The sequence below is a fragment of the Mycoplasma collis ATCC 35278 genome (genome assembly GCF_000701825.1).
Classification (GTDB): domain Bacteria; phylum Bacillota_I; class Bacilli_A; order Mycoplasmatales; family Metamycoplasmataceae; genus Mesomycoplasma_A; species Mesomycoplasma_A collis.
Genome location: NZ_JNJY01000017.1, coordinates 1 through 21522 on the forward strand (window position 1 = coordinate 1; position 21522 = coordinate 21522).

14 protein-coding genes are annotated in these 21522 nt (G+C 20.5%); 8 read left to right on the forward strand and 6 right to left on the reverse strand.

Annotation, left to right across the window (positions count from 1 at the left end; translation table 4 throughout):
- Positions 1-214 precede the first annotated feature (214 nt).
- Both ftsH and T403_RS0103305 read left to right on the forward strand, forming a co-directional pair.
- Complete coding sequence (gene ftsH / locus T403_RS0103300) at positions 215-2263, forward strand: ATP-dependent zinc metalloprotease FtsH (RefSeq protein WP_033161396.1); 2049 nt, start codon at positions 215-217, stop codon at positions 2261-2263.
- Between the two features lie 1128 nt (positions 2264-3391).
- Positions 3392-4768: a hypothetical protein gene (locus tag T403_RS0103305; protein WP_033161397.1), complete on the forward strand. Its 1377-nt coding sequence runs from the start codon at positions 3392-3394 to the stop codon at positions 4766-4768.
- Positions 4769-5483: 715 nt separating this feature from the next.
- Here T403_RS0103305 and T403_RS0103315 read toward each other — a convergent pair.
- Positions 5484-5888, reverse strand: coding sequence for a helix-turn-helix domain-containing protein (locus tag T403_RS0103315; RefSeq protein ID WP_051619142.1), 405 nt, complete (start codon positions 5886-5888; stop codon positions 5484-5486).
- 434 nt (positions 5889-6322) lie between these two features.
- On the opposite strand from T403_RS0103315, the gene T403_RS0103320 reads away from it, so the two are divergent.
- From T403_RS0103320 to T403_RS0103330, 3 genes are all read left to right on the forward strand, one after another.
- Complete coding sequence (locus tag T403_RS0103320; RefSeq protein WP_033161399.1) at positions 6323-7294, forward strand: hypothetical protein; 972 nt, start codon at positions 6323-6325, stop codon at positions 7292-7294.
- A gap of 194 nt (positions 7295-7488) precedes the next feature.
- Positions 7489-8784, forward strand: coding sequence for a hypothetical protein (locus tag T403_RS0103325; protein ID WP_033161400.1), 1296 nt, complete (start codon positions 7489-7491; stop codon positions 8782-8784).
- Between the two features lie 43 nt (positions 8785-8827).
- Complete coding sequence (locus tag T403_RS0103330; RefSeq protein WP_033161401.1) at positions 8828-9133, forward strand: hypothetical protein; 306 nt, start codon at positions 8828-8830, stop codon at positions 9131-9133.
- A gap of 259 nt (positions 9134-9392) precedes the next feature.
- Here the strand turns inward: T403_RS0103330 and T403_RS0103335 are convergent, their stop codons facing one another.
- Positions 9393-11210, reverse strand: coding sequence for a choline/carnitine O-acyltransferase (locus T403_RS0103335; protein ID WP_051619143.1), 1818 nt, complete (start codon positions 11208-11210; stop codon positions 9393-9395).
- Between the two features lies 1 nt (position 11211).
- On the reverse strand, positions 11212-12804 hold the full coding sequence (locus tag T403_RS04615) for an MFS transporter (RefSeq protein WP_240532067.1): 1593 nt from the start codon (positions 12802-12804) through the stop codon (positions 11212-11214).
- A 188-nt stretch (positions 12805-12992) separates the two neighbouring features.
- On the opposite strand from T403_RS04615, the gene lysS reads away from it, so the two are divergent.
- Complete coding sequence (lysS, locus tag T403_RS0103350) at positions 12993-14456, forward strand: lysine--tRNA ligase (protein ID WP_033161402.1); 1464 nt, start codon at positions 12993-12995, stop codon at positions 14454-14456.
- A 781-nt stretch (positions 14457-15237) separates the two neighbouring features.
- Here the strand turns inward: lysS and tilS are convergent.
- Genes tilS through T403_RS04275 form a run of 3 tightly spaced genes read right to left on the reverse strand, consistent with a single transcriptional unit; the run spans position 15238 to position 18821 of the window.
- Positions 15238-16122, reverse strand: coding sequence for a tRNA lysidine(34) synthetase TilS (gene tilS, locus T403_RS0103355; RefSeq protein WP_033161403.1), 885 nt, complete (start codon positions 16120-16122; stop codon positions 15238-15240).
- Positions 16103-16663 (reverse strand): aminoacyl-tRNA hydrolase, encoded by a 561-nt coding sequence (gene pth / locus T403_RS0103360; protein WP_033161404.1) that lies wholly within the window; start codon positions 16661-16663, stop codon positions 16103-16105. The genes tilS and pth overlap by 20 nt, the downstream gene beginning before the upstream one ends.
- A 22-nt stretch (positions 16664-16685) precedes the next feature.
- Entirely contained in the window at positions 16686-18821 is a 2136-nt protein-coding gene (locus T403_RS04275) for an AAA family ATPase (RefSeq protein WP_051619144.1), read from the reverse strand.
- Between the two features lie 58 nt (positions 18822-18879).
- Here T403_RS04275 and serS point away from each other — a divergent pair, with 58 nt between their 5' ends.
- Both serS and T403_RS0103375 read left to right on the forward strand, forming a co-directional pair.
- The gene (gene serS / locus T403_RS0103370; protein WP_033161405.1) at positions 18880-20154 is read left to right on the forward strand and encodes a serine--tRNA ligase; all 1275 of its coding nucleotides are present in this window, start codon (positions 18880-18882) and stop codon (positions 20152-20154) included.
- Between the two features lies 1 nt (position 20155).
- Positions 20156-21052: a type I phosphomannose isomerase catalytic subunit gene (locus T403_RS0103375; RefSeq protein ID WP_033161406.1), complete on the forward strand. Its 897-nt coding sequence runs from the start codon at positions 20156-20158 to the stop codon at positions 21050-21052.
- Positions 21053-21522: the final 470 nt, after the last annotated feature.

Sequence of the window (21522 nt, forward strand, 5' to 3'; positions counted from 1 at the left end):
TTTTTTTATAAATATTTTGTTTATTTAATAAAAAATTGTAAAATAAAAGCACAAACACAAAAGTGTTGCGCTTGAATGTTTATTTTAGGAAAATAAAACAAAGTTTTTTTTTATTTTTTATTTTTTCTTTTATAAATAATATATATATAGTTTATAATTAAAAAGTTAATTTTAAACTAATTAATAATTAAAAAAATAAGAAAGGAAGTAAAAATTGAAATTTTTTAAAAAATGAAAAGTTCTTAAAATAATTTTATTAGTTTTTATTTTAATTTTAATTGGTGGATTTATTTATGATCGCTTTTTCAGTGGTGAAAACATTATATCAATTAATGAATTTGATACAAAAATATTAAAAGCAGCTGAAAAACCTGATGATAATGTTTTTTTTGCTACCGTTAATACAAATCCTGAGAAATTAAAAATTTTTGTTATTTCAGTAGAAAATAAAGAAATAAAAAATTATGTTATAAAAATCGATCCATCGCTATTAGAAAAATATCAATTAAATGAAATTTGATCTTCTAATTTAAAAGAAGCTATCAAACATGATAATACTAAAATATCTGCTGATATTAAAGCCGGATTATCAAAAATCGGTGAAAACAATTTAGGTATTTTTAATACTGGACGTTCTGAAATAACAGTGACCCAAAGAATTTTAAGTTTTATTCCAAGTATTTTACCATTATTGCTTTTTGGATTATTTTTCTATTTTATTTATAAAAGTTCAACCCAAAGTGGAAGTGGTGGGGGAATTTTTGGTCCACAAAGTCAAAATTTAGCATCTAGAGTTGTTTCAGACAAAAAATTTAGTGATATAGCTGGAAACAAAGAAGCTAAAGAAGAAGTAATGGAGCTTGTAGATTATTTAAAAAATCCTAAAAAATATCAAGCTGCAGGAGCTAGAATTCCAAAAGGAATTTTATTAGGTGGTCCTCCAGGAACAGGTAAAACTTTATTAGCTAAAGCAACAGCGGGTGAAGCTAATGTGCCATTTTTATTTATATCAGCATCAAACTTTGTGGAATTATATGTTGGTATGGGAGCTAAAAGAGTTAGAGAACTATTTAAAGAAGCTCGTAAAGAAGCACCAGCTATCATTTTCATTGATGAGCTTGATGCAGTAGGTAGATCTAGAGGTTCAGGTATTGGTGGTGGTAATGATGAAAGGGAGCAAACCTTAAATCAATTACTAGTTGAAATGGATGGTATGACTAATAATAGTGGAATTTTAGTTATGGCAGCTACTAATAGAACTGATGTTTTAGATCCAGCCTTACAAAGACCAGGAAGATTTGACCGTTCTATAACAGTTGGTTTCCCTGATGTAAAAGAAAGAGAAGAAATTCTTAAATTGCATGCAAGAGGAAAAAGAATTAATAAAGAAATTAATTTTGCTAATATTGCTAAAAGAACACCAGGATTTTCTGGGGCACAACTTGAAAATGTTATTAATGAAGCTTCTATTTTATCAGTTAGAGAAAATACTAATGTTATAACTTTAGCTCAAATTGATGAAGCGATTGATAGAGTTATGAGTGGTCCTGCTAAAAAACATCGTACTATTACAGAACAAGAAAGAACCATGGTAGCTTATCATGAAGCTGGCCATGCAGTTGTAGGAATTAAACTACCAGGTGGAAATAAAGTTCAAAAAATAACCATTATTCCAAGAGGTTCAGCAGGTGGTTATAACTTGATGATGCCTGAAGAAGAAAAATACAACTTAACTAAATCTGAATTACTCGCAATGATTGCATCATATATGGGTGGTAGAGTTGCTGAAGAAATTATTTATGGAGAAACTGAAATATCAACAGGAGCTGCTAATGATATCGAAAAAGCAACTAAAATAGCTAGAAGAATGGTAACAGAATTCGGAATGTCTGAATTAGGACCTATTCAATATGAACAAGATTCTAGTAATCCTTTTTTAGGAAGAGATTTTGGGAAAAATATGTCCTTCTCTTCTAAAGTGGGACACGAAATTGATATTGAAGTTAGAAAAATTATTTCTGATGCTTATAAAAAAGCTAAAACAATTATTTTAGCAAATAAAACTTTATTAGAATTAATAAAAACTTCTTTATTAGAAAATGAAACTATTGTTTCTGAAGAAATTGAATATATAGCTAAGTATATGAAATTACCACCTAAAAAAGAAGCTGAACAAGTTAGACATGATAAAAAATTATCTTTAGATGAACTTATTAAAAAATCTGAAAAAACAAACGAAAGTAAAAAAGAAGATTTAACATAAAAAATTAAACGTAAATTTAATTTTTTATGTTTTTTTTTATGCTTTTTTTTTATTAGTTATAAAATTTAAATAAGAGGAGGAAAAAAATCAATTTTTTCGATTAAAATAATTAAAATAACAAAAAATAATATTTAAACGATATAAAACAACGAAATTAATAATATTTAATTTGCAGACAAAAATTAAAAAAATTAGTTCATTTTAAAAATTATTTAACTTGCATTTTTATTTTTTAATTTTATTTTGTCAACTTTATTTATTTTTTAGATGCTTATTTTTTACTTAAAAAATAGCAAAATATAATTCACAATCCTTATTTCATAGTATTAATATTTATACGATGTTTAAATGTATTGGCTTTTTTTAACAATATTTTTAGATTGAGATAAAATTTTACCAAGAAATAAAATAAGAGAAATACATTTAGAAATAACTAAAAATTCTAATTTATAAATACATAACTAACAAGTCAAAACAATTTAATTTTATAAAAAATATTAAATCATTAGAATATAATGAATTAATTGATTAAAAAAAATAATAATATTCCTTTAATCAAACTAATTACCAATTTACTTACAAATAATTCAATTGAAAATTTTAGTGATTAAAATTATATTTTAGTTCTTTATAATTTTATGAAAATTAGTAATAATTAAAATAAAATATATTTTTACCTTTAGATTGAATTAAACATATTACCAAAAAAAAAAAAAAAAATATAAATCATATTTCATCAAAAACAAATATTAATATAGAATTAATTATTAAAAGATTTAATTGACCTAAAAAATGATTATATGAAAATACAATCTTATACTCAATAGATTTATATTTTAAAGATGATTATAAAAGTTTATATTTTTTAACAAGTAAAATTGACTTAAAAACTGATTTAAATTTCGCAAACATTTTAAAAAATGAAATTTCAGACAAAATTGCATTTATTGAATTTGATACAAATGTTTTTATTAATAAAAATGCATTTATTATTAAAAGCTTATACAATAAAAAATCAATAAAAAATGAATTAAATTATTATATTAAGTAATTTTTATTGGAATTAGAAAAAACTAACAATTCATTATTCAATTTAAGTTCAATTTTTAGATAGGAACAAAACATAAAATGAAAAAAATTTTATTAAAATCAAGCGAGTTAATTAATTCATTCTCAATTATTCAACCAGTAGAACAAAGTACCGCTATTTTGCAAAAATATGATATAAATAAAGAAGGTTATTTAGAGATAGATAGAAAAATTTTAGAAGCTAAACCATCAAAAACTATACCTAAATTTGATCCAGAAGTGTATGAAATGGTTCAAAAATTTAAAAAATCATTTACATGAATTTCATTGAAAGAAAATAATTTCTTACAAAATAATGATTTTGTTAAAAATATTTTTAATGAATACTATGAAAAAAATCAATTAGGTTTTAATAAAAATCAATTCATATTTAAAGCTAATAAAAATTTAAATGATATTATAAAAAATGAAAAATATTTTAATAAGTGAAAAGAAAAGCAAATATTTCAGTGAGAACAATCATTATATAATTTTTTTGCAACTAACAAATTAAATAATCCTTCCATTAATTATAGAAAAAATGTAGAACAGCAAAATGAAATAAATAATATCAAATTAAATTTAAATAATTTAAATATAAATGAAAATAATATAAAAAACAAAACAATTGAAAATGAAAAAATTAATGAATTTTTTTCAAATTTAGAAATAAATAAAAAAAATTTTTTAAATGATCTTTCAAATTTAAAAGAAAAAAGAAATAATTATTATAATTACTTAAAAAATGTAAAAATTTTAAATAATCTTTCAATAGCTATAACAACAGCTGAATGAGCGCTTGCTGCAACGTATTCTGCTATGGCTTTTGCTACTTTTGGAGCAACTGCTGTATTAGCTACAACATCGGGAATAAATGCCACAATTTCCACAGTTTTCACAGTTTTAGCAAAAGAATCAGAAAAAGAGATTGAAGCGGGAATTAAAAAAATTGATGAATTTTTAAATTCTAAAGATGTTATTGATGCTGAAATTACATTAAAAGAAATTGATTTTAATGAATTAAGAAAAAAAATTAATGAAAATATAAATGAAATAAAAGTGGAAGTTGATGTTTGGGAAATAGGACGAGGCATTTATAATCTGACACCATTTTCAGCATTAAAAAAAGCGATTCCAATGCTAACGCAACATTTATTAACTAATTTTTTTTCTTCAAAATTATTTAAAATAAATTTAAATTTATTAGAAAAATTCAATTCAATAAATTTAAGCGCAAGTAGTAGACAATTAGCAAGAAAAGCATTTGATTCTGTTGCTAATTCAATACAAAAATTTTCTAGCAAATTAATTATTAAAAAAACCACTATAATGGTTACAAGTATTTTATCACCTATTTCTAAATTGTTAAGTTTTGCTGATTTTTTAATTTCAACTGCGTCAATAGCTAATGAAGTAATATATTCAAAAATATTATAATTAAAATAATTATTTGAATAAATGAAATAAATATTAATTTTTTAAGTTTGCATATGTTCATATTCGAAAAACTAAATAAAATTCCAATAAAATTTTCTTTCATTAGCAATGAAAAAGTGTATTTATTTTATCTAATATTTTTTATCGTAGCAATCGCAAATTTCGTTTTCTTTTTGATATACATAATATTAGAAATAATAAAACTAAAAAAAATTGAAGAAAATTATTTTGAAAAACGAAAAAAAATAAAAATAAAAATTTTAAAGCTTTTTATTTATTCATTATCAGGATTTGCTTCTTTAGCGTTTTTTATTGGGATTGCTTATATTTAAAAAAATAAAAATAAAACCTCTTTTTAAAAAGATGTTCCTAAAGTACAAGAAAAAAACCAACACGTTTGCCATATAAAATGGCAAAACCATAAAAAATGGCATTACTTCATTATTTTAACATTTTTTATACAAAAAAGCACTTGAAAAAAATAGTGTAATAAATTTTTTTGGTGCTTTTTTTTAAAATTTTATTTTTTTTAATTTTTTAATAAAAAGTAATTTTTAATTTTTTCATTATAGATTTTTTAGCGCTTTCCCAATTATGGAGTTCTCTAGGCATTTTATTAATTTTATTTTCTAAATTTTTAATTTTTTTATCGCTTACATCGGAAAAGTTGGTTCCTTTTTTATACTGTCTTCTAATAAGTCCATTAAGATGTTTGTTAAAACCACCATTTTTTCGTTTTTATTCAATTAAATATAGTTGAAATTGTAGGCATTTTAATAGAATAATTTTTTTTAATTCAATTGTAAATCACTTTGATACCAAAAAATCTTTTATTATATTTTTTCTTAAACAAAAGATTAAATTCTTTATATTTTTCCATATCATCAAATCGTTTGTAAAATTTAATTTTTTGTCTATAATTATTTTGGTAAATTGCGAATTTAGCAGAATATTTGAAATTACTATCCGAATTTCTTTTAATTTCTCGACTAATTGTTGAATTACTTACACCTAATTTTTTAGCGATTCTACGATGAGATCACTTATTAAGTAAAAGTTTTTCAATTATTAATCTATTTTGCTGATTCAAGTGAAAAAAATTATTTATATTTTTTTCCATAAAAACCTCACCTTCTGGGGAGGTTTTTCTTTCCCTTTTAAAAAATTTAATGAAATAAGTAAATTTTTTAAAAGGGAAAGAAAAAATGCACCCCTTTATAATTTTATTGTTTTTTTATTATAAAGTGTTGCATTTACTTTTAGAATTAAGGAAAACAAAATTAAAATCTAATTTTGAATATAAAAAATTTTATAAAGTTAAAAATTTTGTAAATGTTACCTTATATGAATAAAATCAAATATTTTATAAATAAAACAGATTTTATTATCGAATGCTTATATAATGAAAAAAACATTGAGCCAGAACTGAAAATAAAATTAATGAATTTTTTATTAAAAATCAAAAAAATAAATAAAAAATTATTATAGCATTTTGCTTTTTAAATTGAAAAACTTAAAAAACATTTATAATTTAATTTTAGTAGGTAATAAAGAATGTTCAAACAATATAAAAAAGAAGAGATTAAAAATATTTGATTTGCAGATGCTAAATTTAAAAAAATTGAATTTATTTTTAAAATTATTTGACTTTTATTTCTAAGTATCAATTTTAGTTCATTAATTATAGTAATTAGTTTAGGTGTTCGTAATTTAATTATTTATGATAATACAGAAAATTTGATTTATAATCCATATTTTATTACAATAATATCTATGTTATTTCTTAATATATTTATTTTTTTAGCAATATTTATAGATTGAAATAAAATCTTCTTTAAAAATAAAATAAGAGAAATTCATTTTAAAATAAATAAAGATTCTAAATTTTGAAATTTATTATTTACACAATCTAAAAAATTTTATTTTATTAAAAAAATAGAATTATTAGAATATAATGAATTAAAAGAAGAAGAAAAAAAAATAATTAATAATCACCCTTTAATAAATTTGATTTCTAATTCATTTTCAAGAAATATTAGAGACATTAATAATAATATTTTACCAATTTGTAGTTTCATAAAAATTACTAATAGTGAAGAAAAAACGTATTTTTTATTTTTAAATTTAATTAAACATATGGGTAAAAAAAATGCAATTTATGATTCAACTAAGATTAATATAAATTTAAATTTCATTATTCAAAAATTCAATTCTTCTAAAAAGTGAATGTATGAAAATAAAATCTTTTTCTCGGTAGATTCTTATTTTAAAGATAAGCATAGAAATTTAGATCTTTTAACAAATAAAAATAATTTAAAAAATGATTTAAATTTAACAAAAAGTTTTAAAAGCGAATTTTTAAATAATGCATTTTTTATTCAATTTAAAAATAACATTTTTATTAATAAAGATACATTTATTATTAAAAGTTTATATAATAAAAAATCTATTGAATCAGAATTAAACAAACATATTAAACAATTTTTAGTAGAAATAGAAAAAATTAATGACAAATTATTTTTATAAAATAAATAATAAGTTATTAATTTTTTCACAATATTTAATTAATATAAAAATTATAAAAAAGGATATTATAATCATGAAAAAAAACTTTACTAAAATCTAGTGAATTAATTAATTCATTATCAGTTATACAACCTATTGAGCAAAGTACAGCTATTTTACAAAAATATGATTTAGAAATAAATGGTTATAGGGAAATGGATAGAAAATTTTTAGAATCAATAGAAAAACCGCTTTTTTATCATAATGCATCCGATTTACTAAATGATGAAAAAATAGAAAAATTCAAAAATTCTATAAATGAACTTAAATGAGAAAATTTAAAAAATAATCAATTTTTAAATAACGAACATTTTGTTGATAATTATCTAAATGAATATTTCGAAACAAAAAAAGTTTCAATTAATAAAGATTTATTTAAATTGGAATCTAAAAAAAATTTAAATAAAATTCTAAATAATAAAAATTTTTTTATTGACTTAAAAAATAAAACACTAAATTCAAATAATAAATTATCTACAAATTATATAAATTCGGTAAAACCAAATATAAATATTGAATCAACTAAAAAAATAAATTCAAAAATTGAATTGGCCGAAAACAAATTTAATAAAAATAATAATTTAAATAAAGTTTCTGAAATAAAAATTAAACACAATGAAGATGTTGTTGATTTGGTTTCAAAGAAAAATAAAATTAATTCATTTTTTTCTAATATAAAAACTATGAAAAATGATTTTTTGAATAATCTTTCTAAATTGAAAGAAAAAAGAAATCAATTTGAAAGTTATTTAAAAAGTTTAAGAGTTTTAAATAATATTTCAATAGCTATAACAACTGCTGAATGAGCGTTATCAGCGACATATGCAAGTATGGCTTTTGTAACATTTGGGGCAACATTGCCACTTGCTGTAACTTCAGGATTCAATGCAGGTATATCAACTTATTTTTCTGTTACTGGAAAACAATCTGAAAGTGCAATTGAATCTGAACTCAAAAAAATTGATGATTTTTTAAATTCAAAAGAAATATTTGATATAGAAAACACACTAAAAGAAATAAATTTTGATGAATTAAATAAAAAAATTAATGAAAATATTGATAAAGTAAAAATAACTTTCGATGTTAATGATATATTACAAACATTTAATACTGCTTCAACATTTTCAGCATTAAAAATGGGCGTGTCAATGTTACTTGAATTTCTAACAAATAAATCTATTTCTTGAATTCTTAATAAAATAAATATTAAATTAATAGAAAAATTTCAAAATTTTACACTTAGTTTATCAAGTGGAAAAACAATTAAATCAGCTTTTGAAACCATTTTTCAAACAATACAAAATAATACTTTAAAATTTATTGCAAAAAAAAGTACAATTGCAATAACAAGCGCTCTTTCTCCGATTTCTAGAATACTAAATATTGTAGATTTTTTAATATCTACAGCCACTATTGTAAATGAAATAACATTTTTAAATATTTTAAGTTAATGAAAAAATGTTTTAAAAAAAAGTATTGAGGTTAATAAATATTATGTTTTGAATAAATTTATCAAATAAATCAAATGAATTTTTAAATAATTTATCCACTCAAAATTCTTTAGATAATAAAAATAAAATTTTTTGAGCTCTTATATCAGCGATCATTACAGGGATTATAGGTATGCTTGGGTTAATAACTGCTTTAATAATTTTTATTAAAAAATATAAAAAAATTGAAAAAAATAATATAGATCAACTTAAAAAACAAAAAAGAAAAATCATAGAAATTAGTTTTTACTTAATTTTAGATTTTATATTTTTAATAATAATTATTACATATTTATTATTTTTTTGATAATAATAATAGATATACAAATTTTAAACAAAATAAAAAAGAATTATTAAGCATTTATTATAGTATTTTTAAGATTTATAAAAAACTTTAAAATTAACAATAGTTTAAATATTTAAAGTATTAAATTTTTGTATATTATTTTATTTCACTTTTAATAAATAATTATTAAAAATTTAAATTTAATTAATAATTTAATTACATTTAATTTTTTTAAAAATAATAAAAAAACGCCTTTTTCAAGGAGTTTTTTTATTAATTTAAATTAATTAGATTTTTTCTTTATTTTTTTTAAAAAAATTTTTATTGTTTCAACAAAATTTTTTTTAAATTCTTGTAAATATTTTTTATTTTTATTAAACACAGATATAATAGCTCTATAATTCTCATCCAAAGCATAAGCTATCCCTATTCCTTTTTTTTCAACTGGATTAAATAAAAAATATTTAAGATTTTTATGAACAATAGTTGAAGTTGAAAGTGGGTTGGATGAAATGATTTTTCATGCTTTCGTTTCAAATAATTTTGGTTTTAAAATATTTTCTTGATTTTCATATCAAATTAAATAATTACCAAGCATAATTCGATTTATACCAGCGCCTTTTTGAGCTAATTTGGATCTCTCAAAATGATATTTTTCAATTTCAGGATAAATATTTCAAAAATTTGCAAAAGCTTTTTTTCCATTTTCTAAAAACAATTTGCTAAGTTTTTTACTTTGTAAACTAATAGGTCTTATACACTCTGTTCTTCCACGATAAAAACTTCTCATGTCAACAGCCATATATGTATTTTGAATTTTTTTATTAGTTTTAAGTTGAGAAATTTGATAAATTAATTGAATAAATGCTTCACTATTCAAAATGCCTAACTCTTTTAATTTAGCTTTAGATAAAGTAGAAATTTTTATTTCATCAAAAAATGCTTCTTGAACATATTTTTGATATTTTTTTCAAATGTTTTCAAAATTTTTTAATTCTTTATTATCTATTTTTTTAAATTTAATTAATTCAGGCTCATAAGGTTTTTCAGTTTTTTCAATAATAATTTCTTTTTTAAAATTATCATCAATAATTTCCGAAATAGTAGCAATATTAGCACCGTCAATTAATGAATGATCAGGTAAAAATACAACCTCATTTTTTTTATTAATAATAACTTGTAACCCTTTTCCATGTCAACGATTAAAGTTTTTATCATATGATGCGCTTTTAAGGATTTTTAAAGGGTTTTGATATTTATTATTATCTAAATTGATGATAAATAAAGAATCTAAAATATCTTTAACTTCATTTTTGTTTTGATTAATTAATAAATTAAATAAATCTTGCGATTCTTTAGTATCCATAGCTATTGTTAAAAAATTATAGTTATATTCAGATTTATTTCTATTACTATTTACAGATTCAAATTGTTTTAATATATCCCCATAATTTAAAATTTTATTATTTTCATCAATTACTTCAATTTTGTAAAATAAATTATTTTTAACAACAACAATATGCTTTATATTATCTTTATCATTAAAATAAATATCATCAATATTTTCTTGTCTAATTCTACCGGATTTAAATAAAAGTGTTAAACCATCTAAAGAAACATTTTTTTTATTATTTAATAAATAACTATTTAACTCATTATTAATTCATTTTAAATAAATATCAACTAAATTATAAGTAATAAAAGCTGCTTTTTTTGAAATACTATCTATTTTTTTATTATTAGTAAATTTAACATAAAAAGGAGCGTTAACTTCTGGCATCACCGGTTTTCTTGTAGTTAAATAACCATAATAAATTCATCATTTAGCCAATCAATTATCATTTTTATTTTTTTGTTTTTTTTCTAAAAGTTTGTAAATTTTTTTGACACTTTCGCCATTTAAATAATTTTTAACTTCTTTTTCAGTTTGGATATAATCTTGTTTAGAGATTAAGGGTTTTACTCACTCTAAAAATCTTTTAGTTCATTCTTGGGCTTTTTCAATAGGTAAGTTTGGTAAATTATCAACATTTTTATTTTTGTAAAGCTTTTCAAATTTATTATTCAAAAATATAAAATTTTTTGTAATTAAATTGTTCATTTTATTTATTTTTTAATTTTTTATATAATTTTGAATTTTGAATAAATTTGTACTTTCTTTCAACAATAATTAAAGAAATAATAGCTGCAAAAATTGTATTAATAACTAAAAATATACTTAAAACCATTAAAGCTTTTGGTTGATAAACATCTTTGCTTTTAACACCATCAATAACTGCAAAATCATTTTTAATTATCTCGGCTAATGCAACCCCAGCTCAAACATCTTTTGAAAAACCAATAATCGAAATAATTCCAACAGCAATTCCTAAAATTTGTGGTTTAATTTTTAATTCACCAAGTGTAGATCAATAAATTGAACGTGAAGCCCCAATAAAGAACATTGTTAAACACATTCATGCAAAAACAAATCACAATGCAATATTGTTATATAGTTTCTTAGAAGGATCAATAGATTTAAATGAAAAACCTAATGTTAAAATTAATAAACTTGATGATAAAATCATAAATATATTAATAATATAAATAGATTTAACTGTAGATTTAGTTCATTTAGATGTTATAAGTCCAGCTACTAAAGCACCTAAAATCGGAACCCCATAAGTATAAACTACTGATAGTGAAGAGTTTAATTGCGTATTTTTTTGCCCTAATGATAATAAAAATGTTGTTCCATAATTGGAAAAGACAGTGTAAGCATTCATTGTAAAGAAAATTAAAAGAGCAATCGAAATAACATTTAAACTTTTCATACTTTCTCAAGTATCATTTAATACTTTTTTGAAAAAATATTTGATTGTTTCTTTTTTATATTTTTTTAATTGTTCAATATTATCAAAAATATGTTCTTTTTCTCTTGTTACACAATAATATTTTATTTTTCCATCTTCTAATTTATGAGTTCTTTTAACAAATAATGGCCCTGGTAAAATAATTAGCGCCAACAATCCACAAATTAAATAAATAATTCCATAGAAAAATAAACTAAAAAATATCCCAGATGAAGAAGATTTAATTTCTGTTTGTTTTGACATTAAGGATATAATAGAACCTTTAGAATTAAAAACAATAAATGGGCTAGCTGCTATTAAAATAGCTCCTAAACCTATTGCAATATAATTAAATACAACTTGTAAAATATATCTTGTTGTTTCTGCTTTTGAATAAAGAGAATTTTGTTCTTTGCTAGAACCTAAAAGTTTAACACTTTTAATAAATGCACTTCAAAATGTTAAAACTGTCGTTAACGCAAATAAAAGATGAATAACAATCAATTGACCATAATTAACAACATTTTCAAATCCAATAAGTGAGTATCAAAATGTAATTATAGCAGTTGAAATCATCGAAATAGCAAAAAGAGTTTTAGCTTGAACCCGGTCTGCTAATCAACCACCAGGAATATATAAAAATATAGATAATATTCCATAAGCGGTTAATAAAAATTGAATATTTGTCTCAGTAGTTTGGGTTACATTTATTATTTGTGTTTTAAATGAATAAAGTAAATAAGGAGTTAAATAAATTGTACCCCCCCCTAATGCAATTATAAAGATTGAAATAAATTTATGAATAGTAGAAATTTGGTAATACTGTTCTTTTTCATTTCAAATTTGTTTTTTAAATAATTTCATACAATTCCTTTCATTTTATTAATATTTTGATTATAGAATTTTTTTATTAATAAAAATAAATAAAAATCTTTAAATATCACTATCAATATTTTTTTAATTTAAAAAATTATTTTTTAAAGATAGCTAATATATTTTTTTGTTTAAAAATGTTATAATTTATATTAATTTTTTAAGAAAAAGAGGTAATTATGGAAAGAAAATTTAATGAACAAGAAATAATAAGAAGAAATAAATTGAAAAAATATGAAGAATTAAAAATCAACCCATTCAATCAATTAAATAGTGAATTATCTAATTATAAAAACGAAGTTGCAAAATACAAGGATTTAACCAAACAAGAACTACAAGAAGAAAAAGTGTTTTTAAAACTGGCTGGAAGAATTCATACAATTAGAAGCGCATTTATTATTATTAAAGACGAAGATAATATAATTCAACTTTATTATAATAAAAAACAAATGAGCGACTTTAATGAGTTATTTGAAACTTTAGATTTAGGTGATATTATTTATGCCTCTGGACATTTAATGAAAACTAATACTGGTGAATTTGCAATTCATGTTAATGATTTAGTTTTATTAACTAAATCATTAAAACCACTACCTGATAAATATCATGGATTAACAGATATTGAAGAAAGATATCGTCGTAGATATCTTGACTTAATAATCAACCCAAATTCAAGAGAAGTATTTTTAAATAGAAGCAAAATAATTTCATTAATTAGAAGATATTTTGACGAAAAAGGTTATTTAGAGGTAGAAACACCAGTTTTACAACCTATTTTAGGCGGAGCAAATGCTAAGCCATTTATTACTTTTTATAATGCATTAAAAAGCGAATTTTATTTAAGAATTGCAACTGAATTACCACTTAAAAAACTTTTAGTAGGTGGTTTAAATAAAGTTTATGAAATAGGTAGAATTTTCAGAAATGAAGGAGTTGATACCACTCACAATCCAGAATTTAGTTCTATTGAATTTTATGAAGCATATAGTGATTTATTTAAGATGATGCATCACACTGAAAGTTTAATTAAATTTATTGCTAAAAACTTAAACAAAGAACAAATCAAACTTGGAGATAATACAATTTTTTTAAATCAAGATTTTAAAAAAATTGATATGGTTGATGAAACTTCTAAATATGTAGGTTTCGATCTTAAAAAAGCATCTTTTGAACAAATTAAAGAAGCAGCACTAAAATACAATTTAAAGTCTGAAAAATATTTTACTTCTGGACATTATATTAATGAATTATTTGAACATTTTGTAGAAAAAACATTAATTCAACCTACATTTGTTTATGGACATCCAATTGAAATATCACCACTAGCTAGGCAAAATGAAAAAGATCCTAGATTTACGGATAGAGCAGAATTATTTATTAATAAAAAAGAATATGCTAACATGTTTAGTGAATTAAACGATCCAATCGATCAATTAAATAGATTCGTTAACCAACTAAAAGAAAAAGAATCTGGAAATGATGAAGCAAATGAAATTGATTATGATTTTGTAGAAGCTCTTGAATATGGTATGCCGCCTGCTGGTGGATGTGGAATTGGTATTGATAGACTTGTTATGCTTTTAACTGAAAAAGAATCAATTAGAGAAGTTCTATTATTCCCTCATTTAAAAGAAAATAAATAATTTTTTTAAAAAAAAATAAATTTTTATTTATTTTGTTTTATACTTTAATTAGGCGAAAGCCTAAAATTCGAATAATTGAAATCAGTTTTTATTTATATTTGCAAAATTATATATAAATATTAGTTAATTCGTTGTTAATTCTATATTATTTAAATTGTTTTTATGTTTAACCTCTTATTTCGTTTCTTATAAATTGTTTAGTATTTCTTAATTTAGTGTATTGGTACAATTGATCTCCTTTCTTACCTATATTTATGGCTTATAAATTTTTTACTATATCTTTTTAATGTTTTATTCATGTGGGTTTCTTCTTTCTTAGATAAATTTTATAAAGTTTAGGTTATATTCATTCCTTTTTCTTAGATATTTTGTAGATATTTTTATATTTCATTATAGTTGTTGTTAAATTTTTAAAATTTTTAAAGTAAATCTCTCTTTTCTTATTTAAATTATATTTTTGATTTATTTTATTTTTTATATGTTATAGTTGTTTAATTTTTTCCATATTAAATTATAATTTTTTAGGTTTATATATTTCGTTTGCATTAATTGAAAAAATCAGTTTTTAAAAGTTTTTGAGTTGTTTAATCTTTTGTTAACTTCATTAATAATAAAAAGTTAATATATAATGTTATTTTAATTAAATTGTTGTAAAAAAACCTCCTCTCTATATTTTAAATTTTATGATATGCATTTAATATATAATTTTATTTTAATTATTAACTAATTTAAATTATTCAATAAAAAAAACGCGTTTTAATTAAAACCACCTTATATTTTGTTATAAGGTGGTTTTAAAATGCAATTTTTTATTTTTTTTAATTAAAAAATAATTTTTTTTCAACATATATTTATTGCTTTGATTTTTAGCTTCTATAAATTGAATGATTGATTTTATTTTTTTTGATGTTAAATTTAAGTTAATAAATTTTTGATTTAAACAATAATAAATTAATTTTTTTTTGTTTCTCTGTTTTCTAAAAAAATCAAGTAAAAAATTATTTTGTTCTCATTTTGAATATTTTTTATGAATTAAATAATTTTTAATATTTAAAAAAATATTTAAGAACATAAATAAAATCAAATAAAAAAATTTAATAAAAATTTTATTTTTATATAAAAATCTTATTTTATTTCTGTTATAAATTAAAGAACTATTTGAAGAATCAATTGCAAAATTTATATTTTTTTTAATTAAAAAAGCTTCAATTTGTCTTTTTCATAATTTAAACAAAAAAGGACGATATACATTCATATTATTAATATGAATGTATTTTTTTATTCCTCAGTAATTAACAATTTTATTTTTACTTTTTTGCATCAAAGCTGTTTCAATAAAATCATCTTTATTATGAGCTAATAATAAATAATCACACTTTTCATTATTGTAGATTTTTTTGAAATACTCATATCTTATTTTTCTAGCATGAGATTGAAAATTTTTTTTATAAATAAAATTTTTATTTACATTAAAAATATATAACTTAATTTTTTCTTTATTACAAAAATTTTCAACAATTTTTTGATCATTTATACTATCTTCTCTTTTGTTGTAGTTAATATGAGCTACTATTATATTTTTATGCTTAAATTTTTCAAGCATAAAAATAGAATCAGGTCCACCACTAACAGCTAATAATAATTTTTTATCTTCTATTTTTTGCATTAAATTTTTCTATAACAAATCTAATGTCATTAGAAATAAATTCTATAGCGGCAAAAGCTGCTTCTTTAACAACTAAATTAATAAGAGCTTGTTCTTGAGGAGTGAATTTACTTAAAACAAAATTTTTAATTGAGCCTAAATTTTGAGGTTTTGAAATTCCTATTTTCATTCTCTTAATATTTTGTGTTTGTAATTTTTCAATAATATTATTCATTCCTTTTTGCCCACCAGCTGAACCATTATTTTTAATTACAGCTTTACCTACGTCAATATTTAAATCATCATAAACAACCAATATATCATCAATGTTTATTTTATAAAAATTAACTATATCAAAAAGCACTTCTCCTGAATTATTCATATATCTAAGAGGTTTTACAATCATAAAATCTTCACTTTTAGCAATTAAAGCTTTTTGTTTGTAATTTTTATATTCTAATTTTAATTCCTGTACTATTAAATCAGCGACTAAAAAACCAACATTATGTCTAGTTAGTGCATATTCTTCTCCAGGATTACCTAAGCCTACTATTAATTTCATAAATAAAATTTTATATTAATTTTTAATTATTTTTTAATTTTTTAAATAAATACGAAAAATTGCTTCTTTTTTCTTCTTCATTTTTTTGAATATATTTTTCAAATTTATGCTCTTGTCCAAAAACTATTAAAAGTTCTTGAGCCCTAGTCATTGCTGTGTAAATTATTTTTTTATTAAAAATAAAATCATATTCATTTATAGTTGAAAAAATGACAACTTTTGCTTCAGAACCTTGAAATTTATGAACAGAAATACAATAAGCCAAATTTAAATATTTTATAAAATCATTTTCATTATATTTTACATTTTTTTCATTTTCAAATTCAATATGAATAAATTTAATTTCCCCTTTATAAGTAGCGATATTTTTTATATATCCAATTTCCCCGTTCATAACATTTTCTTCAATATTGTTTTCGTTTTGTATCACGCGATCACCAATAAAAAATTTTTTATTATTAATTAAAAAGTACTCTTTATTATTTCGAAAAATTTTATTTTGCATAAAATCATTGATTTGATTTATTCCCTTTTCCCCTTTGTAAATTGTTGCTAAAATAATGATCTCATTTATTGAATATTTAGTTAAAATATTGTCGATATTTTGGTTGAGTAAAGTTCAAAAATTATTATCATTTACACTTATAAAACGTGATTCATTTGTTGTAAAATCAGGGAAAATACTTTCATTTATTTTTTGTGAATCATTAATAATACCAATTTTATCTTTTTGTCTATAATTTTTTATTAAATATGAAATTTTAAAAATTTTAGAATTAATAAAATCAGCTAACAAGTTACCATAACCTATGGCTGAAATTTGATCTTTATCACCAATTAAAATTATTTTTTTAAGCTTTAATATATTTAATGAATTTAAAAGATTGTTAAAAATTTTTAAATCAACCATAGAAAATTCATCAATTACCAAAACTTCAACGTCTTTTTTTAATGCATTTTTAATAATAAACCTATCTTCAAATTTTTCACTTTGTAAAAATGAATGGATAGTTTTTACGTCAAATTCATTATCTTTTTTTAACTTAATACTTGCTTTCCCAGTTGGAGTGAGAACGACTATTTTTTGTTTATCAAAAACATTTTTTAAATTATCAATTAAATACTTTAAAATTTCACTTTTCCCTGTACCTGGAGCTCCAGTAATTATTGATAAATTATTTTTTAAAGATATTTTAATTGCGTCTTTTTGTTCTTTATTTAAGTGTTTTGGTAAACTAATTTTAGTTTTATCGAATTTATTTTCTTTTACAAGTAATAATTTTTCTGTAATATTTTTTTCTTTTTCAAATAAAAAAAATGGCGAATAAACATCTTTATCTTGAATATAAATTAAAAAATTATTTTTAAACATTAATTTTCAAATTTCATAAAATCTTTCTTTTGTTATAAAGACATCTTTAACAACTAAATTATATATTTTAGAAATGTCGCTTTTTATAAAATAAGTATTTGTATTATTTAAAATTTTTGTAGCGATTTTTTCTAATATAACAAAGAATAATCTGTTTAGATTATTTTTTGCAAAACCTAATGCTAAAGCTATTTTATCAATTTCTAAAAAATCAAAATCATCATAAAATTTTTCTAAAATAAAATAAGGGTTTTCTTTTATATTTTCTCATTCATGAATAATATTTAAAAATGTATTGATTTTATTATAAATGTTAATTGAAATATTATTTAAAATAAAAAAATCTTTTATAGAAAATTCAATTGAATTTAAATTTAAAACATCAAAAATAATTTGAGCTTTTTTCATCTTTATAGATGAACTGAGCTCAAAAATTAATTTAGGATCTTTTTTTAATAATTTAATTGAATTATCACCTCATTTATCGTAAATTTTATTGGCTACTTTTTTACCAATTCCATTAAACAAAGAAGATGAAAAATATAATATAATGTCATTTTTGTTCTCGGGATCAATTAATTTAAAATCAATAACGTTTCAAGTTTCACCATATTTTGTATGTAAAATTTTTTCTAAAGATAATTCATAACTTTTGTTTAAATATAACTCGTTATTTGTTTTAATTTTATATTTTATATTTTCATCATCAATAAAAATATAAACAAAAAAATTTTTCTTGTCACTAGCTCAAATTTGAAAAGTTATTTTCCCTTTAACAATAATCATTTTTAAATTATATTAATAAAATTTAATAATAAAACACTTTTTTATTTATAATTAAAAAATGTTAAATTCAAAATATATATTAGAAAATAAAGAAATAGTTATAAATAAATTAAAATCTAGAAATTTTGATATTAAAATTGTTGAAAAATTTTTCAATTTAACAAAAGAAAAAAATTTAATAATGACACAAATTCAAAATTTAGAAGCTAAAAAAAATAAAATATCTTCTGAAATAGGAATTTACGCTAGAGAAAAAAAAGATATATCTAAATTAAAAAATGAAGTTTTTGAAATTAAAAATGAAATAGATAATTTAAACAATACGTTTGATGAATTAAATTTAGAATTTATAAATTTAATAAATATTATCCCTAATTTACCCTCTGATGATACTCCTATAGGTTTATCAGAAGAAGATAACAAAGTTTTAAAAACATATAGTGATATAGGTAGAGGGCTTGTAAAAAAACAAAAAGCACATTATGAAATAGGGTTAGAATTGGATATTTTAGATTTTTCTCGAGCTGTAAAAATTTCTGGCTCAAGATTTGTAATTTTTAAAAATGAAGGAGCTCAATTATTAAGAGCTTTAATATCATTTATGCTTGATGAACACATTAAAAATGGTTACGAAGAAATCGCAACCCAAACTTTAGTTTTATCTAATTCATTATATGGGACAGGGCAATTACCCAAATTTAAAGACGATTTATTTAAGATTGAAAATTATGATCTATGATTAATTCCAACTGCGGAGGTAACATTAACTAATTATCATAATAATGAAATATTAAATTTAGAAAAACCTAAAAAATACACAGGTTATACTAAATGTTATAGATCAGAAGCGGGTAGTGGCGGAAGAGATATTAAAGGGTTAATTAGATCTCATGAATTTCACAAAGTTGAATTAGTTAAAATTGTTAATGAAAAAGATGCAGAAAAGGAATTTTCATCAACTGTAAAAGATGCTGAAAATATTTTGAAAAAATTAGAAATTCCTTATAGAAAAATTTTACTTTGTTCAGGTGATATTGGTTTTTCAGCTAAAAAAACAATTGACTTAGAACTTTGATTGCCATCAGAACAAAAATTCAGAGAAGTTTCATCTATTTCCTATTTTGGAGATTTCCAAGCTCGTAGAGCTAAAATTAGATATAAAGATAACAATAAAAATACTTATGCACATACCATTAATGGTTCAGGAATAGCTATAGATAGAGTTTTTGCGGCTATTTTAGAACAATATCAAAATGAAGATGGTTCAATTGAAATTCCTAAAGTTTTAATTCCTTATATGAATAACAAAACAAAAATAGAAAAAAACAAATAATATGGATAAAATTATTTTTTTAAAACCTTTTTTAAAACAAGTTTTATGAGCTGGAAATAAATTAGAAAAAATGTTTAACTCAAAAGAAAAGCAAATTGGCGAAGCTTGACTAATTTCTGCAATCAATAACTTTGAATCAACGATAATTAATGAAAAGTACAAAGATATAAAATTAAATGTTTTTTTTAATGAAAATAAAGAATTTTTCTCAAATTATCAAGGACAATATCCAAATTTAACAAAATTTATAGATGCTAAAGATAAATTAAGTTTACAAGTTCATCCAGATGATAAAATGGCTAAAAAACACAACTCATTAGGAAAAGATGAGTGTTGATATGTTCTAGATACACAAGCCCAACGTTTTATTTTAGGTTTAAAAAAAGCAAAAAAATCTGTTATTTTAAACGAATTAAAACAAAATAATATTCAAAATTGACTAAAGTATAAAAAACTTAAAAATGATGACTTTATTTATATAAAAGCTGGATTAGTTCATGCAATTCCTGAAAATACAATGGTTTATGAATTACAACAATCTAGCGATATTACTTATAGAATTTATGACTACGATCGATTAGATTTAAATGAAAACAAAAGAGAATTACATATCGAAGAAGCTAAGAAAGCTATTAAAAATAGTTTAAAAACTAAAATTATCAATAATCAAAATGAACTAGTAAAAAATAAATATTTTAATTTAAATAAAATTTTTATTGAAAAAGAAAAAATTATTTATTTAAATAATTTTAAATGAGTTGAAATTGTGGTGATTGATGGTTTTGGCACTGTTAATGAACACAAAATAACAAAAGGAAGTGCTTTTTTAGTTTCAGGACTTTTAGAATCTTTTGTTGTAAAAGGTAATTTAACAATCTTAATCAATTATGTTAAATAGGTTTAATTAAACAAAAATTATCAAATAAAAAATAATGATTAAATTTAGATTGAATTTACGACTGCTATAATTTTTTTATTATTAATTTAATTATAAATTCAAAATATTATGAAAGAAAATTGATAGATATAAAATATTTTTCACTTTTACCAAGGAGTTATATAGAATATTGTTAGTAACTATGAATGATCTAAAAAATGCTTTTATGGCTTTATATCTTTTTTTAAAAAATATATAATAATTGATAAAAACATTTCATAGGTTCAAAAACATGATGAATTAATTGAAAAAAAATGAAATTAGTAAAAAAAACATAATTTAAAATTTTAAAAATATATCTAAAAAAAACACTAATTATTCGACATTTTTATTATAAAAACACAAGCTATATCTTAACTTGTGTTCCCAAATTCTATTTCTAAGTGCAACACATTTAAAATTTTTAAAAAAGTAATAAAATTTTAAATGGG